A 23,932-nucleotide genomic window follows, 5' to 3' on the forward strand; every position below is an offset into this window, starting at 1 on the left:
CGTGCCTGGCTCCACGCATGCGGTGCCTCCTCCGGGTGCGCCGGCCTCCGGCGCCGGGCGCTGTCGCTGTCCACTACCGGCCAATATCGGCGCATTACAGACATAACGCGCATTCATACTCACCGTCAGAGGGGCGTGTCATTCGGATGGCAGGCATGCCGATGCCCAGAGCGCGAGGAAGCCCCTCTCGTCTCCCACGGCGGAGCGGACGGGAGGGGCACGGCCGCTTCACCGGCTCTTACGGAGACCGCAGGACGCGGGTCCTGCTTGCGGCCCTGACCCGGTGGTCGCCCCGGGGCCCCTGCACGCCGGGGCGGGCGGCCGGTCAGCTCTCCGGCCGGAGGGCCCGCGCGATCAGGACGCGGGCCGTGACGCGGACGTACGCCGGGTCCGGCCCGGCGGCTCGGCGGACGTGCGCGCGGTGGGCCCATACGTCCCGGCCCGGGCCGCCGTGGCCGGCCCGATGCCCGACAGCACCGCATCCGCCGGATCGGTGATCGGCTCGTCGCAGGCCCGGCAGACGCGCCCGGCCGCCGTCACGACGCCGCCGAGCCGAGGAGCTCGAAGTGGTCCACGGGCGCGTTCAGGGTGCGCGCGAGGCGCCGCGCGTACGCGGCGTCCCCGCCCGGTGCGGAGCCCGTCCCGGACCGCTCGCCCGCCCGCCCGCCGAGCAGACGCCGTCGGGTACGCCACCGGGGACACCGGCCGCGGACCCGACCGGCCCGCGACGCCGCCGAGTCACCGCCTTCGACAAAGTCCCGGTACAGTCCGCCCCATCCCGGGTCGGGCGCGGGACGGACGTGAAACACTGCCTCGATGGCCGACCGCGCGTTCACCGATGCCGCCCTCGCCGGGCTGTACGACAGCCTCAATCCATGGGGTCCGGGCGACGACTTCTACCTGGCGCTCGTGATGTCCGCGCGGAGCGTGCTGGACATCGGGTGCGGTACCGGCGCGCTGCTGGCACGGGCCCGGGAGAAGGGGCACGACGGGCGGCTGTGCGGGCTCGATCCCGCCGCCGCGATGCTCGTGCAGGCACGGCGCCGCGCCCCCGAGGTCGAGTGGGTGCTCGGCGATCTGCGCTCCCGGCGCTGGCAGGACGCCTTCGATCTGGTCGTGATGACCGGGCACGCCTTTCAGGCGCTCGTCGGCGACGAGGAGTTACGGGTGTGCCTGGGGGCCGTGCACGAGGCCCTCGCCGACGGCGGGCGGTTCGTCTTCGAGACCCGGAACCCGGCCGCCCGCGCCTGGGAGGCGTGGACCCCGGACCGGGTGCGCGAGGTGCCGTGCGGCGACGGCGGCGTCGTACGGGTCCGGCACGAGGTCGAGACGCCGGTGCGCGGGGACCGGGTGACGTTCACCGAGACCTTCGACGGCACCGGCTGGGAGCGCCCCCGGGTCAGCCGCAGCACTCTGCGGTTCCTCGGGCCCGAGGGTCTGTCCCGGGTCCTGGCCGGGGCCGGGCTCGCGGTCGTCGAGCAGTACGGGGACTGGGGGCGAGGGCCGCTCACCCCCACGAGCCCCGAGATCATCACCGTGGCCGGCCCGGCCCGTAGAGCCTGAAGACCATCCGGATGCCGAGTCGTCATCGGACGGCATGGCCGAACGCGACTTCACCGTAGGTGAGATCCCCGGGACGCTCTGGTCGCCGGCTTCCGGCTCCGACCGTGCCCCGCTGGTGCTGATGGGGCACGGTGGTGGTACGCACAAGGACGCGCCGGCGATGGCGGGCCGCGCACAATCCCTCGTAGCCGGCTGCGGTTTCCACGCCGCCGTCATGGGTGCGCCTGGTCACGGCGACCGACCGCGCACGGCACATGACGAGCGGGAGATCTCCGCGTTGCACAAGGCGAGGACCGCGGGCGAGCGGCGTCGTGGCGCCGGTCAAGCGCAACAACAACCTGTGGAAAATCCAGTACGGGTGACGCCGCATCACGGGATGTGACATCGCCCTGACCCGCGAGGGGACCGGTACACACGGGAGGGTATCGGTTCTCTCCTCGGCCCCGCTGGACTCGGTCCGGCGGGGCGCCGTGGTTTTCCGCCCCGGCCGATGCATCCGGACGATCGCCGTCAGGCCTCCACCAGGCTGGCTTCACAGGCGTGGACCAATGACTGCCCCACCTGGCGTCAACTCGGCATTTTCGCAGGCCACATGGGGTACACACATGGTTGACGCGCGCAGATCGGCGCTGATAGACACACCCATCAACCCCCGCTGACGACACCCGGCCCGAGCCGGTCAGGCAGTGCGACAAGCCATCCATGGTGCGAGTGATGACGCGAGGTCACGATCGATGAGCACGCCAGAGCAGCATGTCAGAGGGCGCTCCTGCCCGGACAGCCCGCGCTTCAGTACAGTCCGGTTACTGGCCGCCGCGAGTGCCGCCTCCCTGACGCTCGTGGCTGCTCTCGCATCGCCGCTCAATCCCACGCCCCAGCAGGCCGCGGCGAAGGAGAAGACGGTCCTCACCGTCGCCGTCGCCCAGAGCGTCGACTCGCTGAACCCGTTCCTCGCCACCCGCCTGGTCAGTACGAGCATCCACCGGCTGATGTACGAGTACCTGACCAACTACGACCCCAAGGACGCCCACGTCGTCCCCGGTCTGGCCACCACGTGGAAGTCCTCACCGGACAAACTGACCTGGACGTACACCATACGTTCCGATTCCAGGTGGTCGGACGGCCGGCAGGCCACCGCGGAGGACGCGGCCTGGACGTTCAACAAGATGATGACCGACGAGGGCGCCGCCACCGCCAACGGCAGCTTCGTCAGCAACTTCAGGAAAGTCACCGCTCCAAGCCCCACCGAGCTGGTCATCGAACTGAAGAGGCCGCAGGCCACGATGACCGCGCTCGACGTGCCCATCGTGCCCGAGCACATCTGGGAGAAGGTCAAGGACATCTCGAAGTTCACCAACGACAGGGACTTCCCCGTCGTCGGCAACGGACCGTTCGTCCTCACCGACTACAAGCCCGACAGCTATGTGCGCCTCAAGCCGAACAAGAGCTTCTGGCGCGGGGCTCCCCGGTTCGACGAGCTGGTCTTCAAGTACTACAAGGACGGTGACGCGGCGGTCGCGGCCCTGCAGAAGGGCGAGGTCTCCTTCGTCAGCGGCCTGACGCCCGCCCAGGCGAACGCGCTCAAGAACCAGCAGAACATCAAGGTGAACGACGCGCCGGGCCGGCGCTTCTACGCGCTGGCCACCAACCCCGGCGCGCGGGCCAGGAACAACGAGAAGTTCGGCGACGGACACCCCTCCCTCCTGGACGTGCGGGTGCGGCACGCGCTGTTCATGGCGGTCGACCGCACGGCCCTCCTCGACAAGGTCTTCCAAGGCCACGCCGTCCAGGGCGCGGGGTACATCCCGCCGCGCTTCTCGACCTACTTCTGGAAACCGTCGGCGGGCCAGGAACTCGCCTATGACCCCGCCAAGGCCGCCCGGCTCCTCGACGAGGCGGGCTACAGGAAGAACGGCGACGGCAAACGGATCGGCAAGGACGGCAAGCCGATCACCTACCGCATCCTCTGCCACGCCACCGACCCGAACGACAAGGCGATCGGCCAGTACCTCAGGGAGTGGTGGGGCAAGCTCGGGATCGGGATAACGCTCGACTGCCGGGACAACGTGACCGACCCCTGGCTCGCCGGAAAGTACGACCTCGCATTCGACGGCTGGTCCGTCAACCCCGACCCGGACTTCGTCCTCTCCATCCACACCTGCGCGGCGCTCCCGGCGACCCCGAAGGCCACGGGCGCGACCGACGACTTCATCTGCGACAAGCAGTACGACGCGCTCTACGCGCGGCAGCTCGCGGAGTACGACCCCGCCAAACGGGCGGACATCGTCAAGCAGATGGAATCGCGGCTGTACGACCTCGGGTACATGAACGTCATGGCGTACCCGAACGCGGTCGAGACGTACCGCACGGACCAGATCAGGTCGATCACCATCATGCCGGAGAAGGCGGGCAACATCTACGGCCAGGACGGATACTGGAGCTGGTGGTCCGCCGTTCCGGCGGACTCAGGTGGCTCCTCGGGCGGTTCCTCGTCCGCCGGGGTCGTCGCCGGCATCGTCGCGGGCGCCGTGATCCTCGCGGGCGCTGGGCTGTTCGCCGCCCTGCGGCGCCGGGCGACCGCCGAGGACCGTGAGTAGCTTCGCGGCGGCCGGGGCCCCGCGGGCCCGGACCGGGACCGCCTACCTGCGGTACGCGGCGGGCAAGGCCGCAGGCGCGGTCTTCTCGCTGCTCGCCGTGCTCGTGACCAGTTTCTTCCTGTTCCGGCTGATCCCCGGCGACCCGGTGAAGTTCATGACGGGCGGCCGTCCGGTGTCGGCGGAGCAACTGACCGCGTACCGCAGGGAGTTCGGCCTGAATCTGCCGGTGTGGGAGCAGTTCACGGACTACTGCCGCAAGTCGCTCACGGGAGACCTCGGCACGTCGTACCAGTTCCGGGAGCCGGTCATCGACAAGATCACCGAGGCGCTGCCGAACACTCTGCTGCTGACCGTCACCGCGTTCGTCCTCTACACGGCTCTCGGCATGGTCCTCGGCACCCGCGCGGCCTGGCGCCACGGGCGGCTCGGCGACCGGCTGAACACCGGCCTGGCGCTGACCCTGTACTCGATCCCGTCGTTCTGGCTGGGCCTGCTGCTCATCATCGTGTTCTCGGTGGGCGCGGGCCCGGTCCCGGGCCTGTTCCCGACAGGCGGCATGGAGTCGGGCGGCAAGGAGGGCTTCGCGTACGTCGTGGACGTCGCCCACCACCTGGTCCTGCCGGTGGCCACGCTGGTCGCGGTCGAGTACGGGCAGACGCTGCTGGTGACCCGTTCGGCGCTGCTCGACGAGATGGGCAGCGACTATCTGACCACCGCACGAGCCAAGGGCCTCAGGGACGATCTGGTCCGGCGCAGACACGCCGTGCCGAACGCGCTGCTGCCGACCGTGACGCTGGTCTTCGTCAACCTCGGCCGGACGGTGGCGGGGGTCATCCTCGTCGAGACCGTGTTCTCCTGGCCGGGCCTCGGCGGGCTCTTCTACCAGGCGCTGAGCGTGCCCGACCTTCCCCTGGTGCAAGGGCTGTTCTTCGTCTTCGCCGCGGCGGTGATCCTGATGAACACGCTGGCCGACCTGGTGTATCCGCTGCTCGACCCCCGGGTGGCCCGATGACGGGCGAAGCCGTCCCCCCGGCCGCAGAGGCGGGCTCGCGGGTGCTCGCCCGGCAGCGCCGCCTCTCCGCCGCCCGGTTCTGGGCGCGGTACCGCACGCACCGTGCCGGACTCGTGGGCCTGGCCGTCCTCGTCCTGTTCATCCTCGTGGCGCTCACCGCGCCGCTGACCGTGGGCTCCGGTGTCGCCGGCGTGACCGGCGCGCCGGGACGGCCGCTGGAGCATCCGAGCGCTGCGTTCCCGCTGGGCACCGACCGGTTCGGGCGCGATCTGCTGGGCCTGGTGGTCTGGGGCTCGCGGGTCTCGCTGCTGGTCGGGCTGCTCGCGGCGGTGCTGTCCGTGGCGATCGGCGCGCTGGTCGGGATCACCACCGGGCACTTCCGGGGCCCGTACGGCACCGTGATGATGCGGATCACGGACTGGTTCCTGGTGATGCCGACGCTGGTGCTCGCCATCGCGCTCGCCACCGTCATGTCCCGCTCCCTCGGCACGGTCGTCGTGGCGATCGGCGTGACGTCCTGGCCGACCACGGCCCGGCTGGTGCGGGCGCAGACCCTGGCGGTGGAGTCACGGCCCTACATCGAGCGCGCGCGGGCGCTCGGCGGCGGCCACGGGCACATCATGCTGCGGCACGTGCTGCCCAATGTGATGCCCCTGGTGCTGGCGCAGACGACCCTGATGATCTCCTCCTCCATCCTCGCCGAGGCGACGCTGGCCTTCCTCGGCATGGGCGATCCGACGGTCGTGTCCTGGGGTGGCCTGCTCCAGGACGCGCGCGAGGCGGGAGCGATCAGCTCCGGCGACTGGTGGTACCTGGTCCCGCCGGGCATCGCGATCGCCGCCGTCGCCCTCGCCTTCACGCTGTGCGGGCGCGCGGTGGAATCCGTCCTCAACCCCAGGCTGGGGGTGGCTCGTTGACACTGCTGGAGGTCCGGGACCTCGAGGTGACCTACACGGACGGGGCGGCCGCCGTGCGGGGCGTGGACCTCGTCCTGGAGGCGGGAGAAAAGCTCGGTCTCGCCGGCGAGTCCGGCTGTGGGAAGTCCTCGCTGGCGCTCGCGCTGCTCAGGCTGCTGCCGGCGGGTACCCGGGTCGGCGGACAGGTCCTGCTGAACGGCGAGGACGTGCTGACGATGCGGTGGGGGCGGATACGGGCGGTCCGCTGGGCGCAAGCCTCCGTGGTCTTCCAGGGGGCGATGCACTCCCTCAACCCCGTGCACCGCGTCGGCGACCAGATCGCCGAGCCGATCCTGCTGCACCGCGGGGCAACGGCGGCCGAGGCGAAGAGGAGGGCCGGTGAGCTGCTGGAGCGGGTGGGCCTGCCGGCCGCGCGGGCCGGCGCATATCCGCACGAGCTCTCCGGCGGGCAGCGTCAGCGCGTCATGATCGCCATGGCGCTGGCCTGCGATCCGCGGCTGATCATCGCCGACGAGCCGACGACGGCCCTCGACGTGATGATCCAGGCGCAGATTCTGCGGCTGATCGGGCAGCTCGTCGCAGACGAGGACGTGGGCCTGATCCTGATCAGCCACGATCTGGCGGTCCTCGCCCAGACCTGCGACCGGCTCGCGGTGATGTACGCGGGCCGGGTGGTCGAGGAGGGCCCCGCCCGGCAGGTCCACGAGGACGCCCGGCACCCGTACGCCGCGGCCCTGTCCGCCGCGTTTCCCCGGATCGGCGACCCGGCCTCCCGGTACGCCCCGCGTGGCCTGGCGGGCGACCCGCCCGACCCGTCCGCCCTGCCGTCCGGCTGCGCCTTCCACCCGCGCTGCCCGGCGGCCCTGGACGGATGCGCCACCCACGACCAGCCGCTGCGGGACGTCGGCCCGGGGCGCCGGGCGGCCTGCGTGCATGTGTCGCCGCCGGCCGCCACCGATGCCGCCGTAGCGGCGGAGGAGGTGAGGACCACGCCATGACGACCTCTCCTCTGCTGAGCGCGACGGGACTCGAGGTGGTCTTCCCCGGGAGGCACGGCGCCGCGCCGACCCGGGCCGTGGACGGCGTCGAACTGGGCATCCGCCCCGGGGAGATCGTGGCACTGGTCGGCGAGTCGGGCTGCGGCAAGACGACACTGGCGCGCGCTCTGCTCGGCCTGGTGCCGCCGACTTCCGGGAGCGTCGGCTTCGCGGGCCGGCCGCTGGACTACTCCTCCCGGGCCCTGAAGGCGTATCGCCGACGGGTCCAGCTGGTGCTCCAGGATCCGAGCGGATCGCTGAACCCCCGGCACACGGTGTACGACGCGGTGGCGGAGGGGCTGCGGATCCACCGGTACGGCGGAGACGAACGGGCGGCGGTGTCCCAGGCCCTCTCCAGGGCGGGGCTGCGGCCTGTGGAACGCTTCTTCCCGCGCTTCCCGCACGAGCTGTCCGGAGGCCAGCGCCAGCGCGTGGTCATCGCGGGGGCGCTGGTCCTGGAACCGGAGCTGATCGTCGCCGACGAACCGGTGGCCTCGCTCGACGCCTCCGTGCGCGGCGAGATCCTGGCCCTGCTGCTTCGCCTGCGCGACGAACTGGAGCTGTCCGCCCTGGTGGTGACGCACGATCTGGGCCTGGCGTGGAACATCGCCGACCGGGTCGCGGTGATGTACCTGGGCCGGATCGTGGAGACGGGAGACGTCGAACAGGTCCTGACGGCCCCCCGGCACCCGTACACCCGGGCCCTGCTGTCGGTCCTCCCTGAGTCGCGGGACGATCCGGTGGTCCTGGCCGGCGAGCCCCCGGACCCCTCCCGCATCCCCTCCGGCTGCCGCTTCCACCCCCGCTGCCGGCTCCTGGTGCAGGGCGAGGCGGAACGGGCGGGCGTGGCGGAGGCGTGCCGGACGCAGGACCCGGAGGTCCTGAGCGACAGCGGCGGGGCGCAGGTGGCCTGCCATTGGGCACGGGTCACTGTGTGATGTCCTGCGGCGCCGGAAAGTCTTGGAGCCGGGGTGGGGAAAAGCCTGTTCCCGGCGCCTCCACGAGGGGCCGGGAACCGGGCAGGGCGGGGGACCGTCACACCGCGTGCACGACGTCCTTCTCCTCGGCGAAGTGGCACGCCGACTCATGTGCCGCCGGGGAGTCCGTGTCCCTGAACCGCTCGGGGATCGCCAGGAGCGGAACCTCTGCGGCGCACTTGTCCTGCGCCTTCCAGCAGCGGGTGCGGAAGCGGCAGCCGGACGGCGGGTTGGCCGGGGACGGCACGTCGCCGGTGAGGATGATCCGCTCGCGGTGCTCACGGGCCTCCGGGTCCGGCACGGGGACCGCCGACAGCAGCGCCTGGGTGTAGGGGTGCGTCGGGTGGTCGTAGATCTGCTCGCCGGTACCGATCTCGGCCATCCTGCCGAGGTACATCACGCCGACGCGGTCCGAGATGTGCCGGACGATCGACAGGTCGTGCGCGATGAAGATGTAGGAGAGGGTGAACTCGTCCTGCAGGCGCTCCATCAGGTTGATGACCTGCGCCTGGACCGACACGTCCAGAGCGGAGACCGGCTCGTCGCAGATGATGACCTCGGGGTTGAGCGCCAGACCGCGGGCGATGCCGATGCGCTGGCGCTGACCACCCGAGAACTGGTGCGGATAGCGGTTGATGTACTCGGGGTTGAGGCCGACGACGTCCAGCAGTTCCTGGACCCGCTTGCGCCGGTCGCCTTTCGGCGCCACCTCCGGGTGGATCTCGAACGGCTCCCCGATGATGTCGCCCACCGTCATGCGGGGGTTGAGCGATGTGTACGGGTCCTGGAAGATCATCTGGATGTTGCGCCGGACCGCCTTGAGGGCCCTGCCGGACAGCTTGGTTATGTCCTGGCCCTTGTAGAAGATCTCTCCGGCCGTCGCCCGCTCCAGGTTCATCAGCAGCTTGGCGACCGTGGACTTGCCGCAGCCGGACTCGCCCACGATGCCCAGGGTCTCGCCCTGGTAGAGGTCGAACGAGATTCCGTCGACGGCCTTCACCGCGCCGATCTGGCGTTTGACGACGATTCCCCGGGTGAGCGGGAAGTGCTTGACCAGGTCGCGCACCTGCAGGATCGGCTCGCCCCGGTCGACGTGCGCCTCCAGCGCGGTGACGGCCTCCTCCTCGGAGTGCACGTCGGCGGCCTCCGCCTCGGAGACGTTCGGCATCGCGTCCGTGGGCTCGGCGGCCTTGGTCGGATCAGCCATGGATCGTCTCCTTCCAGAAGTGGCACGCGCTGGCGCGGCCCGGCAGTTCCGTTCCGTCCTGCTCGGTCACGGGGACCAGCGGCGGAAGCTCGGTACGGCAGACATCCTGCGCCTTCTCGCACCGCGGGTTGAAGGCGCAGCCGGCGGGCACCTTCAGCAGGTTGGGCGGCAGGCCCTTGATCGCGTAGAGGTCCTGGCCCTTCTGGTCCAGGCGCGGGATCGAGTCGAGAAGGCCGCGGGTGTAGGGGTGGGCCGGGCGCTTGTACAGCTCGTGTACGGGGGCCGTCTCCACGATGCGGCCCGCGTACATCACCGCGATCTTGTCGGCGACGTCCGCCACCACACCGAGGTCGTGGGTGATGAGGATCAGACCCATCCGGTACTCGCGCTGGAGTTCCGCGAGCAGATCCATGACCTGCGCCTGGACGGTCACGTCGAGGGCCGTGGTCGGCTCGTCCGCGATGATGAGGTCCGGCTCCAGGGCGAGCGCCATGGCGATCATGATCCGCTGCCGCATACCGCCCGAGAACTGGTGCGGGTAGTCGTTCACGCGGGCCGCCGCGGCCGGGATCTTCACCCGGTCCATGAGCTCGATGGACTTGGCCTTGGCCTCCTTGCGGGACAGCCCCTGGTGGACGCGGAACATCTCACCGAGCTGGAAGCCCACGCTGAGCACGGGATTGAGCGCGGACAGCGCATCCTGGAAGATCATCGCGACGCGGGCACCGCGGAGCTTGCGCCGCTCATCAGCGGACATCGTGAGCATGTCCTGGCCGTAGAAGCGGATCTCTCCCTTGGGGATGCGGGCCGGGGGCATGTCGAGAATGCCCATGATCGCCTGTGCCGTCACGGACTTGCCAGAACCGGATTCGCCCAGCACGGCGAGCGTCTCCCCGGAGTCCACCGAGTAGTTGACGCCGTTGACGGCCTTCACCAGGCCCTCGCGGGTCTGGAACTCCACGTGCAGGTCGCGCACTTCGAGCAGCGGGCTGTTCTTCTCGCCGTCGCCGGATCGCGGAGCCGGGACGGCGTCTGTCGGGTCGATGATGGTCACGTACGCCTCCCTCAGCGCATCTTGGGGTCGAAGGCGTCGCGGACCACGTCGCCGAGCATGATGAACGCCAGCACCGTGATACTCAGGGCACCGGCCGGGAAGAGCAGCGCGTGCGGCGAGGTCAGGAACCGGTCCTGGGCGTCACTGATCATCAGGCCCCAGGAGATGTTCGGGGGCTGGATGCCGATGCCCAGGTAGGACAGGGCGGCCTCGGCGGCGATGTAGACGCCGAGGTTCATCGTGGTGATGACGATGACGGGGGCCAGCGTGTTCGGCAGGATGTGCCGGAACGCAATCCGCCACGAGTCCGCGCCGAGCGCGCGGGCGGCCAGCACGTAGTCGTGGTACTTGTTCGAGATGACCTCGCCGCGCATGATCCGGAAGACCTGCGGCCAGCCGAGGGTCGTCATCACGAACGACACCGTCCATACGTCGCCCGTACGGAAGATCGACATGATCAGCAGGCCGCCGATGATGATCGGCAGCGCGGAGAACACCTCGGTGATCCGGGAAAGCACCGCGTCGATCCAGCCGCCGACCAGACCGGCCAGCATGCCCAGCAGTCCGCCGAGCAGAGTGGTGCCGATGGTGGTCACCACGCCGACGACGATCGAGTTGCGGGCGCCCCACACGGTCCGCGTGTAGATGTCGCAGCCCTGGACGTCGTAGCCGAACAGGTGGCCGGACGACGGCGGGTCCATGGAGTTGGTCAGTTGGCAGAAGCCGTCCGTGAACGGCGAGCGCGCCGTGAACAGACTGGGCGCGATCGCCAGGAGGAGCAGAAGCACGATGACGGCGGCCGACGTGATGAACATCGGCCTCTTGCGCAATTCCGCCCAGCCGTCCTTGAGCAGGCTCGCCTGACGTGCGGCGGCCCGCTCCTCGGCCTCGGCCTCACGCTCCATCGTCATGGCGTCGTTGGGCGTCGGCTTCTCTATCGTCTTCTCACTCATACCGGATCCTCGGGTCGAGCACGGCGTACAGCAGGTCTACGAGGAGATTGGCGGCCAGGTAGATCAGTACCAGCAGGGTCACCAGACCGACCACGACGGGCCGCTCGCGCAGATAGACCGACTGCGCCAGCTGACCGCCGAGGCCGGGCATGTTGAACACTCGCTCGGTGATGATCGCGCCGCCCATGAGGGCGCCGAGGTCGAAGCCCAGGAAGGTGACGACCGGGATCAGGGAGTTGCGCATCGCGTGCAGGCCGATGACGCGCCGCGTGGGCAGGCCCTTGGCCACTGCGGTACGGACGTAGTCGGCGCGCATGGACTCCACCATGCTGGTGCGGACCAGGCGCGCGATGTAGGCCATCGAGACCGAGGCGAGCACGACGGCCGGGAGGATGTAGCTCTGCGGCCAGCCGTGTCCGATACCGGCGACCGGCGTGATCTTGAGGTTCACTCCGAACTCGAGCTGGAGCACGCTGCCGAGCACGAACACCGGGACGGAGATCAGCACGAGGGTGGCGACCAGCACCACGTTGTCGAGGAACTTGCCCTTCTTCAGCGCGGAGAGAATGCCCGCCAGGATGCCGATGACCGCCTCGATCGCGAAGGCGGTCAGACCCAGCTTGAGGGTGACCGGGAACCGTTCGGAGACGATTTCGGAGATGGGACGGCCGGTGTACGTCTCACCGAGGTCGCCGGTGAAGACGCCACTGATGTAGTGCCAGTACTGCTGGTACAGCGGCTCGTTGAGGTGGTAGTGCGCGCGGAGGATCGCCGCGATGTTGGGATCGGCGCGCTTCTCGCCGGCCAATGCCTGGATCGGGTCGCCAGGCAGCGCGAAGACCAGGCAGAAGATGATGAACGTGACGCCTATCACCACAGGGATCACCTGCAGGAGGCGGCGCACGACGTATCGGCCCATGGGTACTCCAGAGGGGGGTGCTCGACCCGCCCGCGGCCGGGACGGTGGCACGATCGGACGGGAGACGGCAGAAGGGGTGAGCGGGGGAAGGCTTCCGTCTGCCCCCTGCTCACCCTCGTCCGCTGTGTCGGGACTGTCTCAGATCCGGATCAGCTGAGCTTGACCGTGTCCCACAGGATCTGGTGGCCGGCGATCTTCATGGACTTGATCTTGTCGCTGTAGCCGGCGTTCAGCGTGTAGAAGTACACCGGGATGTACGGCATCTCGTTGAGGAGGATGTCGTCGGCCTTCTGGTACGTCTGCACGGCCTGCTCGTGCGACGGGGCCTTGTCGGCCTCGTCGAGGAGCTTGTCGAAGTTTTCGTTGACGTAACCGGCGTAGTTGGAGCCGTTGGTGATGGCGTCCTTCGAGAAGATCGGACGGAGGTAGTTCTCCATGTCCGGGTAGTCCATCTGCCAACCCATACGGAACGCGCCCTTGTACTTCTTCGCGTCCAGGTCGTTCAGGATGGTCTGGAACTGCTCGAACGGCTTGGCCGTCACCTTGATACCCAGGTTCTGCTGGATCTGGTTGGCCACCGCGGTGACCCACTCCTTGTGACCACCGTCGGCGTTGTAGCCGATCTCCAGCTGGTTGCCGGGCAGGCCGCCGCTCTGCTTGTAGAGCTCCTTGGCCTTGGCCGGGTTCAGGGTGCAGCCGTCACCGCACGCGCCCTTGCGGTAGCCGTCGATGATCGGGCTGATGAAGTCGTCCGCGGGCGTACGGGCCCCGAGGAAGATCTTGTCCGCGATCGCCTTGCGGTCGATCGACATGGAGATGGCCTTGCGCAGGTCCGCGCTCTGGAAGGCCTTGTTGTACTTGATCGGGAAGCCGATGTAGCCGACACCGGAGTCGGCCTCGTCGATCGTGCGGCCCGCCAGGTCCTTCTTGTAGGTCGGCAGACCCGAGTTCGGGATGGTCAGCAGGCTGTCGAGGTTGCCGGCGACGAGGTCCTTGTAGGCCGTGTCCACGTTGGAGTAGATCTTGAAGTCGACTCCCTTGACCTCGATCTTCGAGGCATCCGGGTACTTGTCGTACTTCGTGGTGCTGATTTCCTCGTTGTGCTTGAACTTGCCCTTCATCATGAAGGGACCGTTGCCGATCGGGGCCTCGCCGAAGCCCTTCGGGTCCTTGAAGAAGGCCTTGGGCAGCGGCACGAAAGCCGTGAAGGACAGCTGCGACTGGAACGCCGCGAACGGGGCGTTCAGGGTCACCTGGAGGGTGTTGTCGTCGATGGCCTTGAGGCCCGACATCTTGTCGGTCGTCGGCTTCTTGCCCTCACCCGGGTTCAGATCGCTGTAGCCCTGGATGTGGCTGAACAGCGGGTTGGTCTCCTGAGCGTTGGTCTGGTTGGCGCCGTAGTTCCAGGCGTCGATGAACGACTGGGCGGTGACCTTCTCGCCGTTGTGGAAGGTGTAGCCGGGCTTCAGCTTGATCGTCCAGACCTTGCTGTCCTTGGTCTCGATCGACTGGGCCATGGCGTCGACGACCTTGTTGTCGGCGTCAAGCCTGGTCAGCCCCGTGAAGAGGGCGTTGATGACCTGACCGCCCTCGGTCTCGTACGTGTTGGTGGGAACCAGGCTGTTCTGCGGCTCGCCGATCTCGACAGCCACAATGCCGTTGCCGTTGCCCTTGCCTGAACTGCTGTCGCTGCCGCCACCGCCACAAGCCGTCGCGCCCAGCGCCACAATCGCAGCCACCGCAACCCACTTGGCGCTCTTGGCACCACGCATGGGGCTCCTCCTCATGAGTCCAAAGGTTCACCGCAAGGGGGCGCACATGACACTCCATCGCCACCGGCGCCGGAGAGAGTCGTGTGCCCCCACGCTCGTGAGTCGGCGCCGTCTGTAGCGCGTGACCCGTTGTTCCGAGCTCTACGCGCCTAACTATCTGCCACTCGGCGGAGGTCGAACCACACCCATAAGGTCTCGGTTCGATCACACCTCGCACGTACATCTTCCAAAATCCGGACAAAGGGTTTGCTGAAAGACCCCTACGAAACGGACTTGTTACACATGTATCGGTCTCGGGTCTCCGGATTGCGGACACCTGGCCATGAAAAATCAGTTGCAGTAACGGCAACCGCCGTGCATGGCGGTGCCGTCGCGCCTCCGCACCGACACGGGTCGTGCGGGCATGCATCGTTCCGTTTCGGCCAACTGCCGCAGGTTCCAGGGTCGTTGGTCCCAAGAATCATCGGCACCACGGGAACGCGCGCCGGGAGCAGGGTAGTGGGTGTCAGCCATCCTGTGCGGTTCCTGAGCCGAGATGCAGGGTTTTCCCTGTGTCTGCCGCTCAGAAAAAAACCGGGCACTCCGCGACGCGGAGTGCCCGGCACCGTTCTGGGCCTCGGCGTCAGGCGTGCTTGGCTCGGCTGGCGGCGCGGGCGCGCTCGCGCTGGTCGAGGACGACCTTGCGGATGCGGACGGCCTCCGGCGTCACCTCGACGCACTCGTCGTCACGGCAGAACTCCAGGGACTGCTCCAGCGACAGCTTGCGCGGCGGCACGATCGACTCGGCGATGTCCGCCGTGGCCGACCGGATGTTGGTGAGCTTCTTCTCCTTGGTGATGTTGACGTCCATGTCGTCGGAGCGGGAGTTCTCGCCGACGATCATGCCCTCGTACACCTCGGTGCCCGGCTCCACGAACAGCGTGCCGCGCTCCTGGAGATTCGTCATCGCAAACGCCGTGACGGTGCCGGAGCGGTCGGCCACCAGCGAGCCGTTGCTACGGGTCTGCAGGGGGCCGAACCAGGGCTCGTGGCCCTCGTGGATGGAGTGGGCGATACCCGTGCCCCGGGTGCCGGTCAGGAACTCGGTGCGGAAGCCGATGAGACCGCGCGAGGGCACCACGAACTCCATGCGGACCCAGCCGGAGCCATGGTTGGACATGTTGTCCATACGGCCCTTGCGGACGCCCATCAGCTGGGTGACCGCGCCCATGTGTTCCTCGGGCACGTCGATCGTCATGCGCTCGACCGGCTCGTGGACCTTGCCGTCGACCTCCTTGGTGACGACCTGCGGCTTGCCGACCGTCAGCTCGTACCCCTCGCGGCGCATCGTCTCCACCAGGATGGCCAGGGCCAGTTCACCGCGGCCCTGGACCTCCCAGGCATCCGGCCGCTCGCTGTCCAGGACCCGCAGGGAGACATTGCCGATCATCTCGCGGTCGAGGCGGTCCTTGACCTGGCGGGCGGTGACCTTGCGGTCCTTGACGGTCGCCTTCGCGTTGGCGCCCTTGCCGGTGCCGCCCTTGCCGACCAGCGGGGAGGTGTTGGTGCCGATGACCATGGAGATCGCGGGCTCGTCCACCGTGATCAGCGGCAGCGCGACCGGGTTCTCCGGGTCGGCCAGGGTCTCGCCGATCATGATCTCGGGGATGCCGGCGACGGCGCAGATGTCACCTGGCCCCGCCTTCTCGGCGGGCTTGCGGGTGAGGGCCTCGGTCATCATCAGCTCGCTGATGCGAACGTTGCTGGTCGTCCCGTCGCGCTTGATCCAGGCGACGGTCTGTCCCTTGCGCAGCTCGCCCTGCTCGACGCGCAGCAGCGCGATGCGGCCGAGGAAGTTGTCGGCGTCCAGGTTGGTGACGTGTGCCTGGAGCGGGGCCTCCTCGTCGTAGACCGGGGCCGGGATGTGCTCCAGGATCGTGGAGAAGAACGGCTCCAGGCTGGTGGAGTCGGCCGGCACCGTGCCGTCCTGCGGCTTGGTGAGGGAGGCGATGCCGTCGCGGCCGCAGGCGTAGACGATCGGGAACTCGATCTGGTCCTCGTCGGCGTCGAGGTCCAGGAACAGGTCGTACGCCTCGTTGACGACCTCGTCGATACGGGCGTCGGGCCGGTCCGTCTTGTTGATGCACAGGATGACGGGCAGCCGGGCCTGCAGCGCCTTGCGCAGCACGAAGCGGGTCTGCGGCAGCGGGCCCTCGGACGCGTCGACGAGCAGGACGACGCCGTCGACCATCGACAGGCCCCGCTCGACCTCGCCGCCGAAGTCGGCGTGGCCGGGCGTGTCGATGATGTTGATGGTGATCGGTTCCCCGCCGTCCTTCGGGTGGTACTTCACCGCGGTGTTCTTGGCGAGGATCGTGATGCCCTTCTCACGCTCCAGGTCGTTCGAGTCCATGACGCGGTCGTCGACCTGGTCGAGCTGGTGGGCGGCGAAGGCGCCGGCCTGCTTCAGCATGGCGTCGACGATGGTCGTCTTGCCGTGGTCGACGTGGGCGACGATGGCGACGTTGCGGATGTCGTGGCGCGTGGCCATGGTGTGGCGTACTCCCGGAGTGGTGAGGACGGCCTGCGCGTACGTCTGTGTTACGCGGGCCATGCCGGGCTGAACATGCCACGGCCTCACCCCATGGTACGGGTGCGCCGCCGTTCGGGTTCCCCGGGGCGCTGCGGCGCAGCTCAGTCCCGGTGGGGGCCCGGGTGCCGGTCCGGGCCCGGGTGCCGACGGCGGGGCGGCTGCGACGCCGTGGGACTCGCCGCGGAATACGCCGCCGCTCGCGTCCTCCAGGGCGCCCCGGTGCAGCTCAGCTGCGGCCGTGAGCCCGGCCCGGCGCCCCCGTCCCTGCGGTCACGCGGTCACGACGCGGAATGCGCCGCCGGGGTTCGCCGCGGCGCAGCTCAGCCCTGGTCCGGGACCCAGCGGCTAGGACGCCGTGGGACTGGCCGCGGGCCCGGGCCGCGCCCCCTTCTTCAGGAAGCCCATGTCCTCGTAGACGGGGGTCTGGAAGCCGAACGCGCCGACGTTGGCCAGGGTGGTGCGGGCGGCCGTGAGCTGGGGGCGCTGGTAGAGGGGGATCGAGGCCGCGCCGGCCCAGATGCGGGCGTCGGCCTTGCGCAGCAGGTTCCGCTCCTCGCCGTCGTCCAGCGTGGTGATCGCCTGGTCGAAGAGCTGGTCCACCTGGTCGGTGCCGACCCGGGTGTAGTTCTGCTCGATGTTCAGCGAGCCGTCCGCACCGGGGACCGGCTTGGCGTAGATCGGCCGGGCGTCCGTGGCGGGGTAGGGGGTCACGGGCCACGAGTACAGGGCCAGGTCGTAGTCGCCGGCCGCGATGTGGTCCTTGAAGTAGCCGTTGTCGGGGACCTTGGTGATCTCCGTGCGGATCCCGACCTTGTCCAGCATGCGGGCGATGCGGTCGCCGACGGTGTGCAAGGGCCCCGAGCCCGGCCCGTACGGCAGCACGAACCGCAGCTGCAGCGGCTTGCCGTCCTTGACGAGCGTCGCGGCCGCGGCGGCGCCCGCAGCGGGGGTGCCCGCAGCGGCGGTGCCCTTCGGGGCGTAGGCCCCCGGCATCCCTCCCTCCCGGCCGTGCTCCCGCGGGAGCTCACCGTCGATGTGCTTGCCGACCCGGTCGTCGGCGTGCTGCCCGCCGTGCTTGTCCGAGTGGCCCTGGGGGTCGTCGCGCCCGGGCGCCTTGCCGTCCCCGGCCTCGGAGCCGGACGCCTTCCCGCCTTCGGGCCCGGCGGCCTTCTTCTGCTCCTGGACCGCCCGGCCGCGCTCCCAGCCGGCGTCGGCCAGCAGGGCCTGCGCCTGCTCGGTGTCCTGGCGGCCGAGGGAGCCGCTGCCGTCGCGGTACGCGTCCTGTCCCGAGAGCGCCAGGTGGCTGCCGACCGGCACCACGGGCAGTCCGAGCGGCTTGAGGACCAGCCCGGCCAGCTCGGTGCGGTCCAGGGCGCGGGCCACGGCCCGGCGCACCCGCTCGTCGGCGAGCGGGCCGTGGGAGCCGTTCAGAGCGAGTTGCGTGTAGGCGGGTTCCAGGGACTTGCGGATCTCGATGCCGCTCAGGGGGGACCGCTGCCCGGACTCCGGTGCGCCCCCCTCCCCGTCCTCCCCGGTGGCGGCGGAGGGGCCCTGCAGAGGGGTGGCGCCCTTGTCGCGGGCGGCGAGCGTGATCCGTCCGGCCTCCTCCGGGTCGACGTCCGCCAGATCGATCCTGCCCTCCCCGAGGGCCGTGGCCCGCTCGTCGCGGGGCACGGCCACGAGCACGATCTCGGAGAGCTTGGCGGGCCGGCCCCACCAGCGCGGACTGCGGGTGAGGGTGACGTCGCCCTTCTTGTGGTCGACCCCCTTGAGGGCGAACGGCCCGGCGGTGACCTTGAGGTTTCTGCGCGCCCCGTCGTTGAAGGAGTCCGGGGTGCCGGTGACGTCCTTCGGGTACAGCGGCGAGAACAGCGACCTCCAGTCGGCGTACGGCTTGCCGAAGGTGACCTTGACCTCAAGGTTGTTCCTGCCGCGCTCGATCTTCTCGATGCGGTCGTAGCCGGCGTTGCGGGCGGTCCAGTACGCGCTGTCCTTGCCCGACAGGGCGCGCCACTGGGCGGCGAAGTCGTCGGCGCCGACCTCCCGGCCGTCGCTCCAGACGGCCTGCTGGTTGAGCCGGTAGACGACGACCTGCTTCGGCTCGGTCGAGACGACCTTCGCGGACTGGAGGAAGTCGGGGTCGCGCTGCGGCCGGCCGTTCGCGTCGAGGCGGAACATCGAGGGCAGGACCGCGCCGGCGATGCGGGTGGTGGCCGCGTCCGCGTCGGACTGGAAGGTGTTCAGGGTCTGCGGCACGGCGTCGATGGCCCAGCGCAGGGTGCCGCCATCGGCGACGAGGTTGCGGGGGGCCGCGGCGATGTCCTGCGCGGCGAGCGGCTTGCTCGTCTTCTCCTTGTCGGCGCTGCAGGCGGCGAGCGCGGACACCGCGAGGATCCCCGCGGTGAGGAACGCGCCCGAGCGCATCGCCGCGCGCGGTCCGACGCCGTCGTGGGCCATCACGTCTACCTCTACCTCCGGGGAGCCGCTCATCGCATGGGCGGGGGTTATGATCCGGTTTGGGGGTATTTGGAGCTGATCAGATGTATGGGCCCACTGAAGAGGAAAGGCTTCGGCAGCATGCAGCGACACGGCGGCGGACCCCGGGAACCCCACCCGTCCGGAGCAATGCCCGAGCGGGCCGGGGGGGCGGGCTGGGAGCGGGCCGGGGGCGCGGTCCCCAGGGGCATAAGCCGAAACGCACGCCGCACGCACCGGCGCGCATCGGCCAATCCCTGCACGTCCCTTCACCCAGGCTGGTGTGACGCGCAACACTCGCAGGCGCATGAACGTCGCCGCCTTGGGTCCAGGGACCCGTGGAAGTGAGGTCACGTCATGTCAGTGTCAGATGAACTGACGTCAATTCAGCGATGCCTCGACGACCTGTGCCGGTCGGTGGGGCGCCTGGAGCAGCAGATGGGAAGCGGCGGGCTCGACATACGCCGCGTCCGCGCCGACGCCGACCACCTGCGCGAGAGCGTGGCGCTGCTGCGCGAAGCCGCGGCCGCGCCCGCCGCGGCCCGGCGGCCCGATCTGGTGACGATCCCCGACACCCCGTACGACACCACCCTGTGGACGGACTCGGACGACGAGGGTCTCGGCGCCCGGGGCCGCCACGCCCCCTGAACCCGCCGGCACGGGCGCCGACGGCGCGCGCCGGTGACTCCGGCGCCCCGGAGGCGAACCGGGCCCCTGAAGAAAGTGCGTCCCAAGTTGGCCACTGGAACGGAACCCCCCGACACGGAATCCCATACCGTCCGCGGCGGCGTACGAACGGGTACGCGCGCCGCGATCGGCGCCCGGCATCTGCGCTCCGACCGATGGTGGCTGGCCCCGGCCGGCACCGTCGCAGGGCTGCTGGCCTTCGTCGTGTACTCGACCTGGCGGGCCTTCGCCGACGCGGACTACTACGCGACGCCCTACGTCTCACCGTTCTACTCGCCCTGTCTGGCGACACGGTGCCAGACCATGCAGGCGGGACCCAACGCCGATCTCTTCGGCAGCTGGTGGGCGATCTCCCCGGCGATCATCATCCTGATCTTCCCGCTGGGCTTCCGCCTGACCTGCTACTACTACCGCAAGGCCTACTACCGCGGCTTCTGGATGGCGCCGCCGGCCTGCGCGGTGGCCGAACCGCACGGGAAGTACACCGGCGAGACCCGCTTCCCGCTGATCCTGCAGAACATCCACCGGTACTTCTTCTACGCGGCGCTGCTCGTGGCGGGCGTCCTCACCTACGACACGGTGCTCACCTTCCGCGACGAGCACCACCGCTGGGGCCACATGGGTCTGGGCACCGTGGTCTTCCTGGTGAACATCGTGCTGATCTGGGCGTACACCCTCTCCTGCCACTCCTGCCGGCACATCGTCGCGGGCAGGCTCAAGCACTTCTCCAAGCATCCCGTGCGCTACCGGGCGTGGCAGCTCATCAGCAGGATGAACGCCCGCCACATGCAGCTGGCCTGGGCCTCCCTGTTCAGCGTGGCCCTGGTCGACCTCTACGTGTACCTGGTGGCGTCCGGCGCCTTCGACGATCCGAGGTTCTTCTGATGTCCGTGATCGACCGGCAGGAGTGGGACGTGGTCGTGGTCGGGGCCGGCGGTGCCGGTCTGCGGGCCGCCGTCGAGGCGCGCGAGCGCGGCGCCCGCACCGCCGTGATCTGCAAGTCGCTGTTCGGCAAGGCGCACACGGTGATGGCCGAGGGCGGCATCGCGGCGGCGATGGGCAACGTCAACCCGCACGACTCCTGGCAGGTGCACTTCCGCGACACCATGCGGGGCGGCAAGTTCCTCAACCAGTGGCGGATGGCCGAACTGCACGCGCGGGAGGCCCCGGACCGGGTCTGGGAGCTGGAGACCTGGGGCGCCCTCTTCGACCGTACGAAGGACGGGCGCATCTCGCAGCGCAACTTCGGCGGTCACGAGTATCCGCGCCTCGCGCACGTCGGCGACCGCACCGGCCTGGAGCTGATCCGCACGCTCCAGCAGAAGGTGGTCTCGCTCCAGCAGGAGGACGAGAAGGAGACCGGGGACTACGAGTCACGGCTGAAGGTCTTCCAGGAGTGCACCGTAACCCGGGTCCTGAAGCAGGGCGACCGGGTCTGCGGGGTCTTCGCCTACGAACGCGAGTCCGGGCGCTTCTTCGTCCTTCAGGCGCCCGCCGTGGTGATCGCGACCGGCGGCATCGGCAAGTCCTTCAAGGTGACGTCGAACTCATGGGAGTACACGGGCGACGGCCACGCGCTGGCCCTGCTCGCCGGGGCGCCGCTGCTGAACATGGAGTTCGTGCAGTTCCATCCCACGGGCATGGTCTGGCCGCCGTCGGTGAAGGGCATCCTCGTCACCGAGTCGGTGCGCGGCGACGGCGGGGTGCTGAGGAACTCCGAGGGCAAGCGGTTCATGTTCGACTACGTCCCCGACGTCTTCAAGGAGAAGTACGCGGAGTCGGAGGAGGAGGGCGACCGCTGGTACGACGACCCGGACCACAACCGGCGCCCGCCCGAGCTGCTCCCCCGTGACGAGGTCGCGCGCGCCATCAACTCCGAGGTGAAGGCGGGCCGCGGCTCCCCGCACGGCGGAGTCTTCCTCGACGTCTCGACGCGTATGCCGGCCGAGGTCATCCGGCGCCGGCTGCCGTCCATGTACCACCAGTTCAAGGAGCTGGCGGACGTCGACATCACCGCCGAGGCCATGGAGGTCGGACCCACCTGCCACTACGTGATGGGCGGCATCGCGGTCGACTCCGACACCGCGGCGGCCCGCGGGGTCGAGGGCCTGTACGCGGCCGGAGAGGTGGCCGGCGGTATGCACGGCTCCAACCGGCTCGGCGGCAACTCACTGTCCGACCTGCTGGTGTTCGGGCGGCGCGCGGGACTGCACGCCGCCCGGTACGCGACCGGACTGGCCGAGCGCCCCCACGTGGACGACGGCCAGATCGACTCGGCGGCGGCGGAGGCCCTGCGCCCCTTCTCGGCGGAGGGGCCGCGGCCCGGCGAGCAGGACGCGGGTCCGCCGGAGAACCCGTACGCCCTCCACCAGGAACTCCAGCAGACCATGAACGACCTGGTCGGCATCATCCGCCGCGAGGGGGAGATGGAGCAGGCGCTCAGGAAGCTGGCGCAGCTGCGGGTACGGGCCCGCAAGGCGGGCGTCGAGGGGCACCGGCAGTTCAACCCGGGCTGGCACCTCGCCCTCGATCTGCGCAACATGCTGCTGGTCAGCGAGTGCGTGGCACGGGCCGCGCTGGAGCGCACGGAGTCGCGCGGGGGCCATACCCGCGAGGACCACCCGACGATGGACCGCGCCTGGCGACGCGTCAATCTGCTGTGCCGGCTCGCCGACCCCACGGGCGGCCTGGCGGCGACCGACCCGGTCCGCGGCCAGATCAGCCTCACCCGCGAGACCACCCCGCCCGTCCGCCCCGACCTGCTCGCCCTCTTCGAGAAGGAGGAGCTGGTCAAGTACCTCACCGAAGAGGAGCTGTACGAGTGAGCAGCTACGAGGCCCGCTTCAAGGTGTGGCGGGGCGATGTGGGCGGCGGCGGCCTGGAGGACTTCGCGGTCGAGGTCAACGACGGCGAGGTGGTGCTGGACATCATCCACCGTCTGCAGGCCACCCAGGCGCCCGACCTCGCCGTGCGCTGGAACTGCAAGGCCGGCAAGTGCGGTTCGTGCTCGGCGGAGATCAACGGGCGGCCGCGGCTGATGTGCATGACGCGGATGTCGGTGTTCGGCCGGGACGAGACGGTCACGGTGACGCCGCTGCGCACCTTCCCGGTGATCCGCGACCTGGTGACGGACGTGGGCTTCAATTACCAGAAGGCGCGGGCGGTCCCGGCCTTCGTGCCGCCCGCCGACCTGGGCCCCGGCGAGTACCGCATGCAGCAGGAGGACGTGGACCGCTCGCAGGAGTTCCGCAAGTGCATCGAGTGCTTCCTGTGCCAGGACGTCTGCCATGTCGTGCGCGACCACGAGGAGAACAAGAAGGTGTTCGCGGGCCCGCGCTTCCTGATGCGGGTGGCGGAACTCGACATGCACCCCCTGGACGCGGCGGCCCGGACGGGCGTGGACCGCAAGCGCACCGCCCAGGACGAGCACGGCCTCGGCTACTGCAACATCACCAAGTGCTGCACCGACGTGTGCCCCGAGGGCATCAGGATCACGGACAACGCCCTGATCCCGATGAAGGAACGGGCGATCGACCGCAAGTACGACCCCCTGGTGTGGCTGGGGTCGAAGATCAGGCGGCGTTCCGCAGAAGGGTGAGCGTGCGGCCGACGTTGTACTCGGCGATCGCCCGCATCGTCCCCGGCTCCGGGAAGTCACCCTCCAGGAGCCGGAAGAATCCCGCTACCGAGGAGACGTGCGCAGAGCAGACGGCGGCGGTGGAGCCGTCAGCCGTCGTCCAGGCCACGGCGGCAGACGCCCTTCCTGCTGCCGCCGCGCAGCCGCCGGACCGTCTCCAGGCGGCGTCCGGCCCCCAGCGCCGCGCGCGCCAAGGGCGCCAGCCCGTCTCGGGTGAGGGGCCTGCGCGCGGCCGTCATACGGGGGTGCGGCCGGGGCGCCGGCCGCAAAACTGCATCACCGCGCCGGTGAGGAAGAGGACCATGCCGGCGCCGAAGACGACGTCGAGGAGCGTGAGGTCGCGGACCGTGTCGCCGTACCGGAACAGCGCCACTCCCGCACAGCTCAGCAGGGCTCCCGAGCCCCACAGACGCGGCCGCACGATCTGCCCCTCCAGCCACGGCAGGGCCCTGCCGGCCGTGATGGCCAGCACCCCCGCACCGGCGTAGAGCACCAGGGCGACCCCCACGGCGATCAGTGAGACGACGTGAAACACCGACCCCCCTTGGATCCT

General features: G+C 69.7%; 19 protein-coding genes and 1 pseudogene. 11 read left to right on the top strand and 9 right to left on the bottom strand.

All coding sequences use genetic code 11. The annotated features are described in order from the left end of the window. The first annotated feature begins 816 nt into the window (after positions 1-816). The 7 genes and pseudogenes from ACFSL4_RS14325 (at position 817) to ACFSL4_RS14355 (ending at position 8,064) form a co-directional block, all read left to right on the top strand. Positions 817-1,563, top strand: a complete 747-nt coding sequence (locus ACFSL4_RS14325) for a class I SAM-dependent methyltransferase (protein WP_381082410.1) — start codon at positions 817-819, stop codon at positions 1,561-1,563. Positions 1,564-1,597: 34 nt separating this feature from the next. Then, positions 1,598-1,867 (top strand): annotated as a pseudogene (locus ACFSL4_RS14330) (alpha/beta hydrolase); the annotation flags it as partial. Positions 1,868-2,297: 430 nt separating this feature from the next. Beyond that, positions 2,298-4,160 (top strand): ABC transporter substrate-binding protein, encoded by a 1,863-nt coding sequence (locus ACFSL4_RS14335; protein ID WP_381082412.1) that lies wholly within the window; start codon positions 2,298-2,300, stop codon positions 4,158-4,160. After that, entirely contained in the window at positions 4,153-5,172 is a 1,020-nt protein-coding gene (locus ACFSL4_RS14340; RefSeq protein WP_381082414.1) for an ABC transporter permease, read from the top strand. Before ACFSL4_RS14335 ends, ACFSL4_RS14340 begins: the two co-directional genes overlap by 8 nt. Next, the gene (locus ACFSL4_RS14345; protein ID WP_381082416.1) at positions 5,169-6,089 is read left to right on the top strand and encodes an ABC transporter permease; all 921 of its coding nucleotides are present in this window, start codon (positions 5,169-5,171) and stop codon (positions 6,087-6,089) included. Before ACFSL4_RS14340 ends, ACFSL4_RS14345 begins: the two co-directional genes overlap by 4 nt. Further along, positions 6,086-7,087, top strand: coding sequence for an ABC transporter ATP-binding protein (locus ACFSL4_RS14350; RefSeq protein WP_381082418.1), 1,002 nt, complete (start codon positions 6,086-6,088; stop codon positions 7,085-7,087). Before ACFSL4_RS14345 ends, ACFSL4_RS14350 begins: the two co-directional genes overlap by 4 nt. After that, the gene (locus ACFSL4_RS14355; protein ID WP_381082420.1) at positions 7,084-8,064 is read left to right on the top strand and encodes an oligopeptide/dipeptide ABC transporter ATP-binding protein; all 981 of its coding nucleotides are present in this window, start codon (positions 7,084-7,086) and stop codon (positions 8,062-8,064) included. Before ACFSL4_RS14350 ends, ACFSL4_RS14355 begins: the two co-directional genes overlap by 4 nt. A gap of 97 nt (positions 8,065-8,161) precedes the next feature. Here ACFSL4_RS14355 and ACFSL4_RS14360 read toward each other — a convergent pair whose 3' ends face one another. The 7 genes from ACFSL4_RS14360 to ACFSL4_RS14390 all read right to left on the bottom strand — a co-directional run bounded on the left by ACFSL4_RS14360 (position 8,162) and on the right by ACFSL4_RS14390 (position 19,037). Next, the gene (locus ACFSL4_RS14360) at positions 8,162-9,310 is read right to left on the bottom strand and encodes an ABC transporter ATP-binding protein (protein ID WP_381082422.1); all 1,149 of its coding nucleotides are present in this window, start codon (positions 9,308-9,310) and stop codon (positions 8,162-8,164) included. After that, a complete protein-coding gene (locus ACFSL4_RS14365; RefSeq protein ID WP_381082424.1) occupies positions 9,303-10,364 on the bottom strand; it encodes an ABC transporter ATP-binding protein in 1,062 nt (353 codons plus the stop codon). The genes ACFSL4_RS14360 and ACFSL4_RS14365 overlap by 8 nt, the downstream gene beginning before the upstream one ends. Positions 10,365-10,375: 11 nt before the next feature. After that, a complete protein-coding gene (locus ACFSL4_RS14370; protein ID WP_381082426.1) occupies positions 10,376-11,317 on the bottom strand; it encodes an ABC transporter permease in 942 nt (313 codons plus the stop codon). After that, positions 11,310-12,236: an ABC transporter permease gene (locus tag ACFSL4_RS14375; protein WP_381082428.1), complete on the bottom strand. Its 927-nt coding sequence runs from the start codon at positions 12,234-12,236 to the stop codon at positions 11,310-11,312. The genes ACFSL4_RS14370 and ACFSL4_RS14375 overlap by 8 nt, the downstream gene beginning before the upstream one ends. 149 nt (positions 12,237-12,385) lie before the next feature. Next, positions 12,386-14,008, bottom strand: a complete 1,623-nt coding sequence (locus ACFSL4_RS14380) for a peptide ABC transporter substrate-binding protein (RefSeq protein WP_381082430.1) — start codon at positions 14,006-14,008, stop codon at positions 12,386-12,388. 622 nt (positions 14,009-14,630) lie between these two features. Beyond that, positions 14,631-16,538, bottom strand: a complete 1,908-nt coding sequence (typA, locus tag ACFSL4_RS14385; RefSeq protein WP_381082494.1) for a translational GTPase TypA — start codon at positions 16,536-16,538, stop codon at positions 14,631-14,633. Positions 16,539-16,925: 387 nt separating this feature from the next. Further along, positions 16,926-19,037, bottom strand: a complete 2,112-nt coding sequence (locus tag ACFSL4_RS14390; RefSeq protein ID WP_381082432.1) for an ABC transporter family substrate-binding protein — start codon at positions 19,035-19,037, stop codon at positions 16,926-16,928. A 375-nt stretch (positions 19,038-19,412) separates the two neighbouring features. Here ACFSL4_RS14390 and ACFSL4_RS14395 point away from each other — a divergent pair, with 375 nt between their 5' ends. The 4 genes from ACFSL4_RS14395 to ACFSL4_RS14410 all read left to right on the top strand — a co-directional run bounded on the left by ACFSL4_RS14395 (position 19,413) and on the right by ACFSL4_RS14410 (position 23,340). Continuing rightward, a complete protein-coding gene (locus ACFSL4_RS14395) occupies positions 19,413-19,703 on the top strand; it encodes a hypothetical protein (protein ID WP_381082434.1) in 291 nt (96 codons plus the stop codon). An 87-nt stretch (positions 19,704-19,790) separates the two neighbouring features. Beyond that, positions 19,791-20,627 (top strand): hypothetical protein, encoded by an 837-nt coding sequence (locus ACFSL4_RS14400; protein WP_381082436.1) that lies wholly within the window; start codon positions 19,791-19,793, stop codon positions 20,625-20,627. Then, complete coding sequence (locus ACFSL4_RS14405; RefSeq protein ID WP_381082438.1) at positions 20,627-22,567, top strand: fumarate reductase/succinate dehydrogenase flavoprotein subunit; 1,941 nt, start codon at positions 20,627-20,629, stop codon at positions 22,565-22,567. The genes ACFSL4_RS14400 and ACFSL4_RS14405 overlap by 1 nt, the downstream gene beginning before the upstream one ends. Beyond that, positions 22,564-23,340, top strand: coding sequence for a succinate dehydrogenase/fumarate reductase iron-sulfur subunit (locus ACFSL4_RS14410; RefSeq protein ID WP_381082440.1), 777 nt, complete (start codon positions 22,564-22,566; stop codon positions 23,338-23,340). The genes ACFSL4_RS14405 and ACFSL4_RS14410 overlap by 4 nt, the downstream gene beginning before the upstream one ends. On the opposite strand, the gene ACFSL4_RS14415 is transcribed toward ACFSL4_RS14410, so the two are convergent. Both ACFSL4_RS14415 and ACFSL4_RS14420 read right to left on the bottom strand, forming a co-directional pair. Then, positions 23,315-23,488, bottom strand: a complete 174-nt coding sequence (locus ACFSL4_RS14415) for a hypothetical protein (protein WP_381082442.1) — start codon at positions 23,486-23,488, stop codon at positions 23,315-23,317. The two genes, ACFSL4_RS14410 and ACFSL4_RS14415, sit on opposite strands and share 26 nt — an antisense overlap. A gap of 126 nt (positions 23,489-23,614) precedes the next feature. Next, positions 23,615-23,914, bottom strand: a complete 300-nt coding sequence (locus ACFSL4_RS14420; protein WP_381082444.1) for a hypothetical protein — start codon at positions 23,912-23,914, stop codon at positions 23,615-23,617. Positions 23,915-23,932 lie beyond the last annotated feature (18 nt).

Source organism: Streptomyces caeni, assembly GCF_042678285.1.
In the GTDB taxonomy this organism is placed as follows: Bacteria; Actinomycetota; Actinomycetes; order Streptomycetales; family Streptomycetaceae; genus Streptomyces; species Streptomyces caeni.

What these genes read in the sequence shown, in the direction of transcription:
- ACFSL4_RS14325 (WP_381082410.1), top strand. Translation starts at nt 817, where the DNA reads ATGGCCGACCGCGCGTTCACCGATGCCGCCCTCGCCGGGCTGTACGAC.
- ACFSL4_RS14335 (WP_381082412.1), top strand. Translation starts at nt 2,298, where the DNA reads ATGAGCACGCCAGAGCAGCATGTCAGAGGGCGCTCCTGCCCGGACAGC.
- ACFSL4_RS14345 (WP_381082416.1), top strand. Translation starts at nt 5,169, where the DNA reads ATGACGGGCGAAGCCGTCCCCCCGGCCGCAGAGGCGGGCTCGCGGGTG.
- ACFSL4_RS14355 (WP_381082420.1), top strand. Translation starts at nt 7,084, where the DNA reads ATGACGACCTCTCCTCTGCTGAGCGCGACGGGACTCGAGGTGGTCTTC.
- ACFSL4_RS14360 (WP_381082422.1), bottom strand. Translation starts at nt 9,310, where the DNA reads ATGGCTGATCCGACCAAGGCCGCCGAGCCCACGGACGCGATGCCGAAC.
- ACFSL4_RS14370 (WP_381082426.1), bottom strand. Translation starts at nt 11,317, where the DNA reads ATGAGTGAGAAGACGATAGAGAAGCCGACGCCCAACGACGCCATGACG.
- ACFSL4_RS14375 (WP_381082428.1), bottom strand. Translation starts at nt 12,236, where the DNA reads ATGGGCCGATACGTCGTGCGCCGCCTCCTGCAGGTGATCCCTGTGGTG.
- ACFSL4_RS14380 (WP_381082430.1), bottom strand. Translation starts at nt 14,008, where the DNA reads ATGCGTGGTGCCAAGAGCGCCAAGTGGGTTGCGGTGGCTGCGATTGTG.
- typA (WP_381082494.1), bottom strand. Translation starts at nt 16,538, where the DNA reads ATGGCCACGCGCCACGACATCCGCAACGTCGCCATCGTCGCCCACGTC.
- ACFSL4_RS14390 (WP_381082432.1), bottom strand. Translation starts at nt 19,037, where the DNA reads ATGGCCCACGACGGCGTCGGACCGCGCGCGGCGATGCGCTCGGGCGCG.
- ACFSL4_RS14395 (WP_381082434.1), top strand. Translation starts at nt 19,413, where the DNA reads ATGTCAGTGTCAGATGAACTGACGTCAATTCAGCGATGCCTCGACGAC.
- ACFSL4_RS14405 (WP_381082438.1), top strand. Translation starts at nt 20,627, where the DNA reads ATGTCCGTGATCGACCGGCAGGAGTGGGACGTGGTCGTGGTCGGGGCC.